The sequence below is a fragment of the Abiotrophia defectiva ATCC 49176 genome, assembly GCF_037041345.1.
Lineage (GTDB): Bacteria > Bacillota > Bacilli > Lactobacillales > Aerococcaceae > Abiotrophia.
Genome location: NZ_CP146287.1, coordinates 636,335 through 651,537, shown reverse-complemented (window position 1 = coordinate 651,537; position 15,203 = coordinate 636,335). Strand labels below are relative to the sequence as shown.

Below are 15,203 nucleotides of genomic sequence, written 5' to 3'. Positions count from 1 at the left end.
ATCTATACATTTCCAACCTTTATGCGGTATTCCTTCTCTATTCCACACACTCATAATAATTACCTCTTATTTTATATTTAAAATTTAATGCTTCCAGAATTACATTTATAATCTCCAAACTAAACTCTTTCTTTGAAATATTCATCGATTTAAGCATTTCCTTATTCTTTCTAAGAAACTTCCATAATAGCTTTTTATCTCTATCATCAAGTTCAATCTTATAAAGTAAATTTGCCAAAGACACAATAAAGTCCTTGTGTTCTGTGAAAGTCTCATTATTTACTTTTCTATCTTCCAAAGACATAAAGCTATCAAAATCTTTCTCAGAAAATTTAGGTAATAATCCTTGGATCGGATTTACTAGTAACTGCGTTGATAATAGCATCAGATTTACATATGAACCAAGTGCATAGTGATGCGCTTCAGACATCTTATTATAATCTAACCCAAAACTTTCTATTTCACCTATGGCATCAGTCAATTTATTGTTTTCATCTATAATTCGACTAATACGTTCCTTTAATTCAACAATAGCAAGCTCATATGATTTTATATCTCTTTCACTTATAGCGATAAATACATTTTCTAAGCGGTTCTTATCACTCTTAAATTTCCAAAAGAATAATCCACTAGCTAACAAAGAAACACCGGCGATAGCCCATCCAACTGGACCTGCCATAGCAAGAAAAGCATTTCCTGCTGCCATACCGCCACCGCCTGCAACAAGTGATCCACCTCCAAGCCATGCCAATGCAGCATTAGTAGCCGCAGCACCACTTAAAGTAGAGATGGCAGTACCAGTTGATGCAACTCCAAAAGTTGTAGCAATACCCATTGCTACTGTCGGTCCCATTGTTACTACTGCAACGCCCATTCCAGCTCCTGCTGCTGCTGCACCTGCATTTTTTACTGTTGCTTTTTTATAGTCCTTATCAATCTTATCTACTTGTTGCTTCCAATTCAATCTTATCTTTTTTAATTCCTCATACTGAAGCTTTTGTTCACTAGGAATATTGCGTATTTTATCAAATTGTTTCTGTATGATCGTTAATGACTTATATAAACTGCTTGTATGTTCTCCTAGATCTCCAATGGCATTATTTGTTTCAATGATTGCAGCCTGAGCTTTATCTTGAGCAGCTTGGATATTTGATTTCTTCTGTTTCTTTTTACTCATTATTCTTTCTGGCCCCTTTAAAATAAGAATCTATATCTGCTTTATTTCTCAGTATCTCCTCCTTTGGAACATTTCTTTTTTCTGCCAAGATTACTGACTTTTCAAAGGCTTGAACATACATATCGCTTTCTTTTAATTCTCTTGTAAATAACAGCAATGACTCATCGTCATATATTTCAGCAAGGAACTTCAAACCTTCAACATAATCATCGAGTATCAGCTTTTCACGTTTCAGGATGATTATATCCTCCTTGATGCCATGACGCTTTAAACCTCTGCTTGTCTCTCCATATAATGAAATCGTGAATCTTCCAATTCCGATAATATTCAATCTCAGTACAAAATCAGTAACATTAAAGCTACTACCACCTGTAGCAAACCCTCTTGCAATAGCATCTCCTGCATCTATAACACAGAAAGTACCATGTGCTACAGTCAACATTCGTTTTATTGTCGCATTCGAAAATGGTTCACATGACTTCCATAACAGCGAAAAGGATCTATAGTCCTTTTTCGTTATTGAGAAATATCTTACTAGACGCCTTATTGAGTAAATAAACCTTACCAATAATTCATTAACAAAGACCGGTATAGCTTGTACTGTCTGAAATCGTGCATCGTAGCCTTGCTTATATATATTGAGTGCTAGTTCATTTATTGATTTATCAAATTCTCCAACAGGAAGATTCAACTTCTTCTTTATTGCGATGATATCATTTGTCCAGCTCCAGAAAGGTGAAGGAATACCCATACCTCTGCCTTTACTACTTGATGACCCTGACATATCTGAAATCAAGTGTCCGAACCAATTCGTAAATCCGCAGAACAGTTTACTTGGTAAATCTTTACCTTCTAGATGAAAACCACCATCAAATTTTGAGAATGTGATTAATTCTCCTTCTGAAACAAAATGCGATGTATTTGTAAACTGATTTAGAATAGAAAAGAATAATCCAAGTATTGTAGGATTATGACCTAACGATTTGAAATGGTGGTTAGTCGGTGTCAAATCCAACAATTCCTTTGCTATGTCTCCAATACCATTTTGATCGTAAGGTATTTTGAATTTTTTCTCTAAGTGTCTAATTGCTGATGATAAATTACCTTTGTCACCTGTCCAACCACATAATCTTGCAAAGTCTTCTGTTCTATTAGCAAACCACATATCTGTAATTTCTCCAATCGGAGACTCTCCTGGTTTTCCTACCAAAAATACATCTATACCCCCACATAGAGCTCCGCTACACGCAGATAAAATGTAGTCAGTCTTATCACATTCAGGTGTTAACTTGTTCAAGGAATCTAAGTTTTTCTCTAATTTACTAGATACTACTTCAAGCTCGCCTTGGGTTGTAGATAGTGCTGTCTTGATATCAGAAGCAAACTCGTATCCATTTTCATTTATACCGAGCTGTAACAGTATAAACGGTTCATTATTTTTTTGTTTATGTAAGAAATTCATTTACTTAACCCTCCAACTCTTAAATACCAATCATTCAGGTTATGAGAATCCTCTACCTAATTTTTCAGCATCCCAGGCAGGCTCTCTGTACTTCATCAAATATCAAGAGTGATTGCTTCTGAACTGTAGTATCTAGGATATGGCCTATCCAAGCTACCGATACCTTTCAACGATAGCCTATGAATAAGCCTTTGATTTCTAAATTTTATTTACTTAGTGGGTGCAACTTTCGACATCAAAACTACCGCCTCAACGTGCGCAGTCATTGGGAACATATCCACGGGTTGCACGTATTGTGCCTCGTAGCCACGTTCATTGAAGTGTACAAGATCGCGAGCAAGCGTTGCTGGGTTACTGCTGACGTACACGATGCGTTCAGGACCTGTTGCACACGTCGCTTCGATAAAGGCAAGGTCGAGCCCTTTGCGCGGTGGATCCACGACAATGACATTTGGCTGGATTCCTTCTTCCTTCCAGCGAGGCATGATTTTCTCAGCCGCACCCGTTTCAAAGTGCACATTCGTCACGCCATTTACCTTCGCATTTTCCTTCGCCATCACAATCGCATCATCCACGATTTCCATCGCATAGACTTTATTGGCATCGCGAGCAAAGGCTAAACTCATCGTCCCGATTCCGCAATACGCATCCACGACCGTCTCGCCGCCCTTCAAGTCCGCAGCGTCAATCGCCTGTTGATAGAGCACTTCGGTTTGCACGGTGTTCACTTGGAAGAATGAACGCGCGCTAATCTTGAACGTGAATTCGAACAATTTCTCTTCGTATACATCTTCCCCGAATAGCACCTTCGTCTCACGTCCCATGATGACATTCGTTGGTTTCGGTTGGATATTTTGCACGATAGACACCTCTTCCGGATGAGCCGTTGTAATATCTCTGACAATCGCCTCAGCTTGTGGTAACAACTCTGTTCTCGTCACGAAAATAATCATCACTTGCTTCGTGCGGAGTCCTCGTCGCACGATAATATGCTTCAAGTCACCCGTATGATTCGCCTCATCATACGCTACCACTGGATACTTTCTTAAAATATCACGCACTGCTACAATCAAGCGGTCGATTTCAGGATCTTAAATACGAAAGTCTTCCATCGGATTCAAGTCATGCGAGTTCTTCTTGAAGAAGCCTGTTGTCAACTGACCGTCTACCGTACGCACTGGAATTTGCACCATGTTACGGTAGCCCAGTGCACTCTCCAATCCAAGCGTCCTGTGGACTTCTAATGCTGGCATCTTCGCGATTTTCATCATCACGTTTTTCACTTGTTGCTCTTTGAAGGCCAACTGGCTCTCGTAGGTCATATGTTGCAAAGGCATGATTCCCACACGTGTTCCGAGGACGTCTCTGGCGTCCACGCGGTTCGGACTCACTGCCAGTCACTCCTCCACACGCGCATAGCCATAGCTTTTTCCAATCTTCATCGTCTTCACACGAACGACTTCTCCGGGAATACTATTTTCAATAAATAGCGGGAACCCATCCACCTTCCCAACCCAAGTCCTTCATGCGTTAAATCTTCAATGGTTACTGTACAATATTCGTTTTCTTATCTCTGTTCCTCCAAAGTTTATCACGTCTATTATACCGTCTTTTAGTGGAAATAAAAAGGCTACTCCAACAAGAGTGAAGTGCACCCCAAAAGTTAGACAGAAAATCTAACTTTTAGGGTGCTTTTATTATGTAATTAACTTTAGACACTTTTTATATTAATTTTCATTTGGTGAAAAAATATATGATAAACCGTTTGTTATAACTCCAAATGCTAGTATTTTAGCCATAGTTGCAACCCCTGCAATAGGGTTTAATAACATAATAAAAGAATAGATGATACCTAAAATTGCTAGAGCTATCTGTATCATATGCCATTTTTTGTGCCTGTTTCTAAATAGGCTTTGAAGATAAAATATTGACATACTTAAAAAACTAAAAACAAATATCCATAAAATAACTGTTAACGAAACAAATGGTATTAAGAACATACTTAGTCCAATTCCAATGGATACTAATATATTTCCCCAAGGGATTGGTTTTGCTTTTTTATATAAGCTATAAGTTAAGAGTGCAATAGCAGCTGATAATTGTGTTATCCCGAACATAATTGAAAAGGTTGCAAGTGTATTTAAAGGGTGATTCCATAAAAATAATCCCGAGATTAAGTAAAAAAATACCAACGATAATATTCAGTAGTTTAATATTGACTAGCTTCTAAATTTATTTTTTATCCGTTATAGTTTAAATTTCCTAAATTGTCAAATCTATTTCTTTTATCAGCAATAGCTGATAAATAATTTGTATGAAAAAAGCCAGCAAGACTGGCTTGCTGGCTAGTTATAAGACTTGCGAACTTATTGGGGCAGGCGCTCCCACTTGGCCTTAACCAGGTCGCCCTGCTGGCTGTAGTGGACGCCTATGCTGGTGTCCCCTGACTCAGGCGCCGTCCCACTAATGACGGCCAGAACCTGACCCGAAGATAGGTCCACCAGGTACCATTGCTGGCTAGACTTGTCTTGGCCGATCAGGGCCGTTTTCTGGGTGCCCTGGTCATTAAAGGCCGTCACCTGGCGCATGGCCTGGTAGTCCTTGAAGTCGATCAGCTTGTCCTTGGCCCGTAAGTGCAAGGCATAACCGGACTGGGTCTGATAGAGGGTGGCAGACCGGGTCAGCGACCAAGCCTGCTTAATGCCGGTCAGGCGCTCTTCTTCCCCAATCCAAAGGCTCTGATTGCCCTCTGGCCCTTCCAGACGGCCACTCTCCCCCATTTGATCTAGACCGGACAAGTCCAGGCTAAAACTCGGAATGGAAATAGGGTCATAGCTAATGACGGCCAACTTGCCGACATCGACCGCCGGTTTGCGTGGCGGAATTGGATGGCTGGGACCCGAACCGTTAAAGCGGCCGAAGAGCGCTGCCAGTAAAAAGGCAAGCCCCGCAAGCACTAGGCGCCACATAGGCCAATAAGGCAGGCGGAAGCCCTGCTTGCTCTTCTTGAGCAAATGGGTCAGGCCATATTGCTGGGCCAGTTGCTTGACCCGCTTGCGCTTGCGGCGATTCTGGGTCAGGACAAGGCGGGTCAGGGCCCGGTCTAATTCTTCTTCCTGGTGATGCTGACGAATTTGCGCCATGAGGGCTTGGTTGGTCATGAGCCCTTCTAGGTCCTGGTCATCCAGGAAGCCTCTGAGCGGGGCCAAAAGCTGCTGAATGTCAACTTGATAGTCCAGGTTGAAGTCCATGGACGGCTGGTAGTCCGCAGGCTCTGGGTCCTGCTCCAACTCCTCCTGGCGGAAAAGGCCCTGCTCGGGCTCTTCCAATTCAGAGAAAATGGGGTCGTCAGCCTCTAACTCGTCCAAGTCCCCCAAAGAACTATCGGACTGGCTGTCATCCCAGCTGAGCTTACCTGATTGGCGGCCTTCCTCAGCTTGGTCTTGCCAACTGAGGTTGCCCGATTGGCGGCCTTCTTCAGCTAGGTCTTGCCAGTTAAGGCTGCCCGACTGACGACTGTCCTCTGGCTGGTCCTGCCAGTTAAGGCTACCCGACTGGCGACTGTCCTCTGGCTGGTCCTGCCAGCTTAAATGAGCCTGGCTGGCTGGCTCCTGGTCTTGCGGTGCTGACCAGGACAGAGTCTGGCTGCTGGTACTGTCCCCAGGCCCCTGATTGGCATCCGACCAATCTAAGCTGGTTTCAGAGCTAGGCTCCGCTTGCTTAGGTGCTTGCCACTGGGACTTGGTCTGGCCACTTGGGCCGGGCGACTGGCCAGGCTTTTGGCCGGACGACTGGTTAGGCTTTTGGTCAGCCGACTGGGCTGGCCCCTGATCTGACGGTTTGGCCTTAGACTGCTCGCTGGCATGAGCAGGTTGGCTACCGACTTTGCTAGTGGCGCTTGGGCCATTGCTTGCTGACTGGTCGCTAGCGTCAGAAGGCTGACTGTCAGGTCTAGGGACACTGGCTGCCGGCCTGCCACCCGCAAAATCCGCCCCCGCCCCCCTGCTTTCTTGGGCCGCTAGCTCGGTCGCCCGCTTGAGCGCCTCTTGATAGGCTGCCTGCAGGGCCTGGAATTCTTCCGGATGCTCCTCTGGATGGTAGAGCTTAACTTGTTGGGCATAGGCCCGCTTAATGGCTTTCTTATCCGCAGTTGGCCCGCTTAGCCCTAAGACTTGCCAGGGCGTCTTAGCCATGGGCATCCTCCCCTTCCTCAGTTTCACTATCCTCATTTAGGAATTCCATGACGGTCCGGTCTAGCTCGGCTTCTAATTCTTGGTCCCAATCCGAATCTTGATCCCAGTCAGACTCCACATCCCGGAAGATATCGCCCATGCCGGCATCCAAGCCCCACTCTAGGTGGTCTAGGTAGTCATTGGTTGAATCCAGCAGCTGCCGCTTCTTAAGCAGGTTGTTCTGATAACGGGCAAAGAGACGGGAGAAGCGCATCAGAGTCAGTTGTAAGTCTTGCTGTTGCTCCAAGCTCAACTCTTGGTAGAGACGCAGGGCCCGTTCAAAGAGGGCATCCCGCTCTGGTTGGCTAGCCAATTGTAGGGCTAGCTCCTTGATTTCCTTATGGGCGGTATCAGTGGCATCCACCGCTACCAGGCTCTTGTTAGGGCCCAGCTTGTAGGTCTTGACTTCGTCGGTGGCCACGGTCTTGATTTCCACATAGAGGATAGAGTTGATGTCATAGGAATAAGTGACCGCAAAGGACTGGTCGTCAACATTGCTAGGCACTGGCAACTGAACCGAGCCCAGGAAGAGATTGTCCTTGGCATACATGGCTTCCCCCTGGTAGACCTTGAAACGAATAGTTGGCTGATCCTTACGGACTGGCGAATAAATCTGGGTCTTGCTGCTAGGCAGAACGGAGTTACGCGCAATCAGGACGTCGGACAAATCCTTGTCCTCATCCACATAGTTGTGAACCGAAGTAGACAGGGAGAAAGGACAAATGTCGGTCACCACCAAGTCCTTAACCTCTTGGGCCCGGGTCTTGATACCGATATACTGACCTAAACCTAGGGCCACTAACTCGTCCATCTTCTGACCGCTAACGACTGGCAGGTTAAGTAGGCGCTTGAGGTAGTCATTGACCACTGGCATGTAGGAAGAACCCCCAACCAAGATCAGGCGGTCTAGTTCGCCCGCGCCAAACTTACTTTCCACAATGGCCTTGCGGATAACTTCCCGCATGCGTTTGAAGAGGGGCTGGCTGATTTCAGCCAATAATTCATTGGTAATCTTATATTCATGGGACTTGCCTTCCAGTTGGACCTGCATATTGACTGACTCAAATTCAGACAATTGCTTCTTAACCCGCTCTGCCGCCAAGAGCAAAGAGTTGCGGGTCCGGCGGTTGAGAGCCTCAAAATTAGTCCCAGCCTTGCGGCAAACATATTGGGCAATCAATCGGTCGAAGTCGCTACCGCCTAGGTGGTTATCCCCGGCAATAGCCGCAATGGAGATGACATTTTCGAAGCAGTCCACCACGGACACGTCCAGGGTCCCGCCCCCAAAGTCGAAGACCACGAAGGTCTCGAATTCATCTGCCTCGTGACAGGCAATGGCTGCTGCAGACGGCTCATTAATGAGACGTTCTACCTTGAGACCTAGCAATTCGCCCGCCTTCTTAGTGGCTTGGCGTTGCTCCGCGTTGAAGTAAGCCGGCACACTAATAACCAGCTCGGTTACCGTCTGACCTAGAAAGGCCTCGGCGTCTGCCACCAACTGCTTGAGGACACAGGCTGACAATTCTTCCGGCTGGAAGGCTCGTTTGGATAGGGTAATTTGGCGGTTGGCCCCCATATGGAGCTTGAAGAGTTGGGCGGTGTCTTGGGGATGGGTCACTAATTTCTCCCGGGCAATCTTGCCGACTTGGATTTCCGACCCGTCGTAGTAGACCACGCTAGGGGTCAGATATTCCCCAAAACTATTGGGAATCATGCGAACTTGCCCGTCACTATAGGCCACCGCCAAGCTGTTGGTGGTACCTAAGTCAATACCGATAACTGTCATAATACTTACTCCTTTTCACGCGATTGGAATCTGGCCAGCAAAGTTCCCACGAGGTAGGGAACTAAGGTCAGGGCCATGACCCACCAGATAATGTTGGGCACCTGCCAGAAGGCACCTTGATAGAGTCGCCAAGCCACCAGCAAGGCCGAGACGCTGATCAGGTAGCTGACCTGGTTAAGCAGGTAGCGCCCCGCTGGCTTCTTGGTCGGGTCTAGTTTGGCGTTGACATATAAATAGAAGCCACTTAATAAGAAGATAGAAAAATTAGGCTGGCTCATGCGCAAGAACCAGGCAACCAAGGTCACTAGGACCAGGGCGGCCAAAATCAGATAGAGGATGGGTTGGCCCGCATCATAGACCTGATTCTTGAAGTGAAAGGCCCCCATACCTAAGCCCCGCTGGGCCAAGAGCAGGACCGCCACTAAGACCATCAGTAGACCAAAGGTCCAGCCAAAGGCCGGCAGCCAGGTCTCTTGCCAGACCGCCAAGCCACCTAAAATCAGGGTGACCAGATAGAAACCGGCCAGGGGCAGACTGGACAGGGCCAGATAGCGGTAGCCCCTGCCATCCAAGTAATGAGGAAAATGGCCCCAGTTGTTGACCGTACTATACTCTAGTTCCAAGCAGTAGCAGACTAAGGAATTGCTGGCCACCAAGGGCAGCCAGACGGCATAGGCTTGGGGCCAAATCATGATCCCTAACCAGATTAAGAGCTGCAAACCAAAGCAAGCCAGACTACCAAAGGTCGTAATCAGACCCGCTAGGAGCATGCGACGATTAGTTGGGTACCAAGGCTTGCCCACCAGTTCCTGCCAGCGCTGATTGACCCGCTGGCCAAGGGCTTGGGTCAGTTCAGGCTCGCCCTTGAGGCTGGGAACATAGCCCAGTAAGGTATAGAGCACCCGTTTATTTTCTAATGATTCTAGGGGCAGCGCTTGTAGGGCCAGCAGGAAGTCTTCCTGGGGCACCTGCCAGTCCTTATTGGCTTGGTCGACTAGGAGTTGCTGCCAGGTTGACCAGTCATTGAATTGGGCTTTGACCCCGGCCAGGTTCTGGGCCAGTCGATTATGAGCCACCTGCTGGCTGAATTGGCCCGACAGGCCTGACGCCATCCAGGCTTCCAGGTCAAAGTCGGTCCAGTCTGTCCCCTCTTTCTCAGAGTGGTCATCTAGGTCATTAAACAAGCTGGCGATGTCTTGGCTAGCGCCCCGCTGGCTGAGGGCCCATTGATAGGCCGCCTCAAGTTGGGCCAGGGCCTGGGCATCCCCCTGCCACTCCTCATAGCGTTGGCGATAGGCTGCCTCTAGGACCGCCTCATCCTCTGTGGGACCCTCTAGGCCCAATATTTCATATGCTAACATGTCTGTCGCCCCCTCCGTCGCGCAGTCATATTTCCTGCTTGATTTTCGTGCTTCTATTGTACTACAGATTGAGGCCAGTTGAAAGTTAGGGCCTTTTCTTGGGCAGGGAAGGCATGGGTCTGCTATACTAGAGCTAAGAATCCATAAGGAGGGATTAGTATGGTATTAGGCAATTTATTCCAAGGCCTATCCGGCAATATGAGTGAGGTCTCCAAAGACAGCTTGGCCAAGGACTACGGCCACCTATTGATTGAAAAGGAAGAAATCCAGGCGGGCTATGCCCTCATTCGGGACCTGGTCATCTTCACCAATATCCGCATTCTCTTTGTCGACCGCCAAGGCACTACGGGCAAGAAGGCCCGCTATAAGACCATCTTCCTCATGAACATTATTAATGTCGAGCTAGAAACGGCTGGCGCCATGCTGGATGACAGCGAACTGACCATTGAATACCTGGACAACATCCGCCTCAAGGCTCACAGCGAAAGCCGCCAGACCCTGACCCTGGAATTCCCCAAACGCTATGACATGGGCCCCCTCTATACCATGTTAATGAAACTGGCCTATGAGAACCGGCTAAGGGCGAATAATTAGACTAACTAACCCAATTTGACTTCTACTTCTTCTAATGTTAAGTTGTAAGTATGAAACAAGGTTCGTCCTTGGCCCGCTCTATCGGGTTTATGGAAGTCGGCCCTAGTTGGCTTCTTCTTTCTTCCACATAGCTTATCATGCAAAAAAATCCTCTCCTGTACCCTAGTCCAAGAGAGGATTTTTGCTTAACATCCCAGGAGCTATTTACCTAGTCATGTTTTACAGTAACATAATAGAAGGAAAGTACGTTTTGTCTATCTCAAAAGAATGGGAAAACATAGAAAATAAAATTTCGGTGACAAAAACAGTGACAAAAAAAGACGGGTGAATAACCCGCCTTTTTTAATCTCACCAGGGCGCGAATTAACGATCTGTGCACTATACTTATAAAAGTAGACACATTTAGAAAACAGATGTACCATTATATTAGACACCACAAGGAGGTATCTTTATGTCCACAAGAAATCACTATGACGAGGATTTCAAACGAACCCTCGTGAAACTTTACCACAACGGTAAAACACAAGCTTCACTCATCAAAGAATATGGGATATCACAATCAGCACTAACAAATAGATTAAACAATTAAAGGATTCTCAACAAAAGTTAGGCCTAACTTTAAATTCGGAAGAATCCATTAAGGTTTCTGTAGTTTCTGCTCATGCGTCTTTGACGATTCTTCGCTTGTATCATCAGTGGCTAACTGATGAATCATATCAAGAAGGTAGTTATTGAACTTCTTGTTCAAATCAGTCGGTACTTCTTCTTTTGGGGCACCTATTTTGACGTTTTCTAATACGATTTTTCCGATTTGGATTTCCACACTCTCCACCTCCTTCCTGGATATTTTCCAACGATATATTCAAAACCATTGACAACAGTTTGAATATATGCGATTATGTAAGCATACGAAATAAGCTAACTAAATAAGCTAACGAGTTAACTCAAATAATTATTGTCTTAGCGGACTTATTTAATTACTCTATAAGCTGTTTTCGTTTGCTTATCAAATTAGCTTACGAGATTAGTGTATTTGATTATTTTCAAACCGTCAACGCTTTTTTGTTTTTTCAAATGTTTTTTCGTTAAGCTTTAAGGAGTGGTTCGAAATGTCTCTATTACTGTATAGAGTAAGAGAATTAATAACGAGAAAACATATGACAATAGCACAATTAGAGCGCATTTTAGATTTTAGTGGCGGTTCAATCGCCCGATGGGATAAATCCCGACCATCAGTCGACAAACTCCAAAAAGTCGCCGATTATTTCGAGGTGTCTACGGATTATTTGCTCGGCCGGACAGATGAACCGTACTATAAATTAACGGAAAAAGAAAAGTTAGACATTGGAAAGGAAGTAGACTTGTTGCTTGATGGCTTGTCAACGCAAGCGGAAGTGAATTTCTACGGAGAGCCTATGACAGATGAAGCGCGGGCGTCCTTACGTGCGGCGATTCAAATGGCGATGGAATTGAATAAGGAGAAAGCCAAACAGGCGTTCACACCGAAAAAATATCGTAACTGAGGTGGTATTAGTTGATAGACGAATACGTCGATAAATTATACAAAAAGCTCGACACACACGACTCAAAACTCATCGCTAAGGAACGTAAGATTGATGTCTTACGTTTACCCTTGGATAGCGATACATGTGGCTTAACGGTCAGAAATAGCCGGTTTAGCACTATTATAATCAATGACTTAATCAATGATCCGTTGCAAGAATACACCTTGTGTCATGAATTAGGTCATTGTATTATGCACCAGTCGGCCAGCACCCCGTTCATGCGAAACTTTGGCAGTTCAGTTCAGGTATCCAAGAATGAAGCGGAAGCCCACCGATTCGCATTCGAGTTGTTACGCCGGCAGTACAATGAATTAAACGAAATGCCCAATGAATCCGTCCTGGAATTTTGGGTTAGGAAATCAGTTGGAAAGGTTTATATAAAAGGAGATAATATACATGTTTCAAGTCATTAGAATTATAGATAATAAACGAATTGTATTAAACGGCGGATTGGGAGATCATATATATGCAGGGGAAGAATTCTATATTGCTGAGTCTATTGAGGAAATAAAAGATTTAGATGGTGTTGTTCTAGGTAAGTATTATGTAAATAAAGCACGAGTTGAAGTTCTCGAAACATTTCCCAATTTTTCAATATGTGTTAGTTCCCCAGATTACGATGAACAGTTTTACGCTGATTCAAATTTCGATTATCGCGATCGCGAGAAATTAAAAATAAATAACAGCCAACTCGACCCACTTCCAAAGAAAGTAGCTAGTCCCGAAATAAATATAGGAGATTTTGCCATATCTATTGACGACATCTAAAAACAATGATAAAATTAGCCCATAATCGAAATGGTGTCTATGCGAGGACGCTAAAAAAAGAGACAGGGCGACTAAACTCTGTCTCTTTTTTTGCGCACACGAGGGAAAGGATTTAATTTATGCAATATGATAAACCTTTTAAAACCTATTCACAGCAAATAGAAATACTAAAATCAAGAGGAATCACGGTTTACGCCGAGGATAAATTAAATGAGCATATTTTATCAACTGTATCTTACTACTCCCTAATAAATGGATATAAAGAAGAACTACTAGATAAACGCTGTAATTTCGAAAGGTTTAAAAAAGAATTTACGATCGAAAGATTATATAATTTACATTTATTTGATTCTGAGTTGCAGGGGATTGTTTTTAAGTATGTCATTGCGGTGGAAAACTCACTTAAAACCAAATTGTCGTATTTAGTAGCAAGAGACTACGGTGTTCATCAAGATAATTTTCTCGATAAAAAGCACTATAAAAATCCAGGGAGTAGCAAGGCTGATTTAGTTAGTGGTACTATAAGTTCAATAAAAAAAGAATTAAAGAACACTAAAAATAATCCTACAAAATTTTACAGAGAGGGAGACGCCAAAACCGGTAAGCCACCTAAAAACCATATTCCGCCTTGGATCATTATAAAAAACATATATTTTTCAACCTCTGTGAATTGGTACAAAATTTTAAAAGGCAACAAGAAAGACGAGATAGTTAACCAAATGTTATTCTCTAAGAATAATGCGCTAACTCCAGATGAAAAGAAAGAACTTTTTGCTGCGTGCCTAAAAATTTTGCATCAATACCGAAATAACACGGCTCATGGTAACCGCTCAATAACATTATTAGAACGTGCAAGGCTGCCACGCCATTTAGTAGCAAAAGAGTATGGAACAAATATGGCTTCAAAAAATGACGGTGCAACATTATTAGACGTCTTGATTGCCACTATTATTTTAAGCGATGATGTCAACCGAAGAAGATTGTTAAACGAAATTTCCACTTACTTAAAATTAACTAAAAAGCACATACCTTATTTGATTAAATATTTAATGTCTATATCTAAGATCACAGATAAAATCATATCTACCTTGGAACAAATCGACAACCCTTTAGTAAAAAATATTGACAGTAATTAATCAAAACCGCCCGTGACAACGGGCGGTTTGCTCTGCGGCTGGAAGCCTCTGCTACCGGCCACGGCCTAAAGGCCTACTGAATCGGTTTCCCTCCTGCACCACTTTTCCTCGCTAGCTCTCAAAGAGCTTCGCTTACTTTCTCCGATGCTTTTCTCCTGTGAATGGATCCGTCGCTTCGAATAAGCTCAGTTGTTCTGCTACCTGGTCCTCCCGAACTTGATTCCGAATGTATTCTTCTATCTTCTCCTTGTTTCGGCCTACTGTATCCACGAAATAGCCTCGACACCAAAACTTGCGGTTCCCATATCAGTACTTTAAATTGGCGTATCGATCAAATATCATCAGACTACTTTTTCCTTTCAGATACCCCATAAAGCTTGAAACACTTAGTTTTGGTGGGATACTGACTAACATATGAATGTGGTCTTTGTAGGCATTTGCTTCATGGATAGTGACGCCCTTACGCTCGCATAATTCACGGACAATTCTGCCAATCGTTGCCTTGTACTTCCCATATATGATTTGCAGTCGATACTTAGGCGCGAACACGATATAATACTTACAATTCCAACTTGTGTGTGCTAAACTATCATTGTCCTTTTTCATAAGGATACCTCCCTGGTTCTTTTTGTGTGGTCGGGAAACCTACACTAAGTTTACCACTTGGGAGGTCTTTTTGCTTACCTCGCTATAAGCTCTCCGGAACCACCAGCAATGCTGGTGGTTTTCGTAATACAAAAAAAAACACCACTCCCCCTTTCGCCAAACAATCGGAGTGGTGGTAATCAAAACAACCCTATAGGGCTATTTAATATGCTCTATTATACCACAAATGAAAGGATTGGTATATATGGCAAATATATCGAAAGCTGGCAAAACATGGCGTTACCGTGTGTCGTATTACGACGATGCCGGCAAACGAAAATGGATCACAAAAAGTGGCTTCAGAACCAAAGCTGAAGCGAATGCAGTAGCCGTAAAAGTGGAAGCTGATTTTATTCAACGGCTATGATTTATCGAACGCTAAGACGCCGTTTTTTGAGTATTTCAGCGAGTGGTACAAGCTAAAACGCGAGAATCATTTATCTGAACGAACCAAGGATAATTATCAATTAGTCATTC

At 44.2% G+C, this 15,203-nt stretch carries 13 protein-coding genes and 2 pseudogenes; 6 read left to right on the top strand and 9 right to left on the bottom strand.

Features of this window, described 5'->3' with window-relative positions; all coding sequences use genetic code 11:
- Window positions 1-37: 37 nt before the first annotated feature.
- From V7R82_RS03125 to V7R82_RS03095, 7 genes and pseudogenes are all read right to left on the bottom strand, one after another.
- Window positions 38-1,177 carry a hypothetical protein gene (locus V7R82_RS03125; protein WP_314064136.1) on the bottom strand — a complete coding sequence of 380 codons (1,140 nt, stop codon included), beginning with the start codon at window positions 1,175-1,177 and terminating at the stop codon, window positions 38-40.
- Window positions 1,170-2,639 carry a hypothetical protein gene (locus tag V7R82_RS03120; RefSeq protein WP_314602677.1) on the bottom strand — a complete coding sequence of 490 codons (1,470 nt, stop codon included), beginning with the start codon at window positions 2,637-2,639 and terminating at the stop codon, window positions 1,170-1,172. Before V7R82_RS03120 ends, V7R82_RS03125 begins: the two co-directional genes overlap by 8 nt.
- 209 nt (window positions 2,640-2,848) lie before the next feature.
- Window positions 2,849-4,182, bottom strand: a pseudogene (gene rlmD, locus V7R82_RS03115) (23S rRNA (uracil(1939)-C(5))-methyltransferase RlmD).
- Between the two features lie 184 nt (window positions 4,183-4,366).
- On the bottom strand, window positions 4,367-4,831 hold the full coding sequence (locus tag V7R82_RS03110; RefSeq protein ID WP_311466696.1) for a DUF308 domain-containing protein: 465 nt from the start codon (window positions 4,829-4,831) through the stop codon (window positions 4,367-4,369).
- A gap of 174 nt (window positions 4,832-5,005) precedes the next feature.
- Window positions 5,006-6,832, bottom strand: a complete 1,827-nt coding sequence (locus V7R82_RS03105) for a DnaJ domain-containing protein (protein WP_314692109.1) — start codon at window positions 6,830-6,832, stop codon at window positions 5,006-5,008.
- Window positions 6,825-8,657, bottom strand: a complete 1,833-nt coding sequence (locus V7R82_RS03100; RefSeq protein ID WP_291427503.1) for a molecular chaperone HscC — start codon at window positions 8,655-8,657, stop codon at window positions 6,825-6,827. The genes V7R82_RS03105 and V7R82_RS03100 overlap by 8 nt, the downstream gene beginning before the upstream one ends.
- A gap of 5 nt (window positions 8,658-8,662) precedes the next feature.
- Entirely contained in the window at window positions 8,663-10,018 is a 1,356-nt protein-coding gene (locus V7R82_RS03095) for a hypothetical protein (RefSeq protein ID WP_338543333.1), read from the bottom strand.
- A gap of 159 nt (window positions 10,019-10,177) precedes the next feature.
- On the opposite strand from V7R82_RS03095, the gene V7R82_RS03090 reads away from it, so the two are divergent.
- Window positions 10,178-10,612, top strand: a complete 435-nt coding sequence (locus V7R82_RS03090; RefSeq protein ID WP_314692112.1) for a PH domain-containing protein — start codon at window positions 10,178-10,180, stop codon at window positions 10,610-10,612.
- A 637-nt stretch (window positions 10,613-11,249) separates the two neighbouring features.
- Here V7R82_RS03090 and V7R82_RS03080 read toward each other — a convergent pair.
- Complete coding sequence (locus V7R82_RS03080) at window positions 11,250-11,435, bottom strand: hypothetical protein (RefSeq protein ID WP_314692114.1); 186 nt, start codon at window positions 11,433-11,435, stop codon at window positions 11,250-11,252.
- A gap of 334 nt (window positions 11,436-11,769) precedes the next feature.
- Between V7R82_RS03080 and V7R82_RS03075 the strand changes: the two genes are divergently transcribed.
- From V7R82_RS03075 to V7R82_RS03065, 4 genes are all read left to right on the top strand, one after another.
- Window positions 11,770-12,135 (top strand): helix-turn-helix transcriptional regulator, encoded by a 366-nt coding sequence (locus V7R82_RS03075; RefSeq protein WP_338543330.1) that lies wholly within the window; start codon window positions 11,770-11,772, stop codon window positions 12,133-12,135.
- A gap of 11 nt (window positions 12,136-12,146) precedes the next feature.
- Window positions 12,147-12,590: an ImmA/IrrE family metallo-endopeptidase gene (locus tag V7R82_RS09620; RefSeq protein WP_399499703.1), complete on the top strand. Its 444-nt coding sequence runs from the start codon at window positions 12,147-12,149 to the stop codon at window positions 12,588-12,590.
- Window positions 12,574-12,945, top strand: coding sequence for a hypothetical protein (locus tag V7R82_RS03070; RefSeq protein ID WP_314692118.1), 372 nt, complete (start codon window positions 12,574-12,576; stop codon window positions 12,943-12,945). The genes V7R82_RS09620 and V7R82_RS03070 overlap by 17 nt, the downstream gene beginning before the upstream one ends.
- Before the next feature lie 119 nt (window positions 12,946-13,064).
- Window positions 13,065-14,081 carry an Abi family protein gene (locus tag V7R82_RS03065; protein ID WP_314692120.1) on the top strand — a complete coding sequence of 339 codons (1,017 nt, stop codon included), beginning with the start codon at window positions 13,065-13,067 and terminating at the stop codon, window positions 14,079-14,081.
- Window positions 14,082-14,213: 132 nt separating this feature from the next.
- Here V7R82_RS03065 and tnpA read toward each other — a convergent pair.
- A pseudogene (gene tnpA, locus V7R82_RS03060) lies at window positions 14,214-14,687 on the bottom strand (IS200/IS605 family transposase).
- A 226-nt stretch (window positions 14,688-14,913) separates the two neighbouring features.
- Between tnpA and V7R82_RS09615 the strand changes: the two are divergent.
- Window positions 14,914-15,093: an Arm DNA-binding domain-containing protein gene (locus V7R82_RS09615; protein WP_422388387.1), complete on the top strand. Its 180-nt coding sequence runs from the start codon at window positions 14,914-14,916 to the stop codon at window positions 15,091-15,093.
- The last annotated feature ends 110 nt before the right edge of the window (window positions 15,094-15,203 follow it).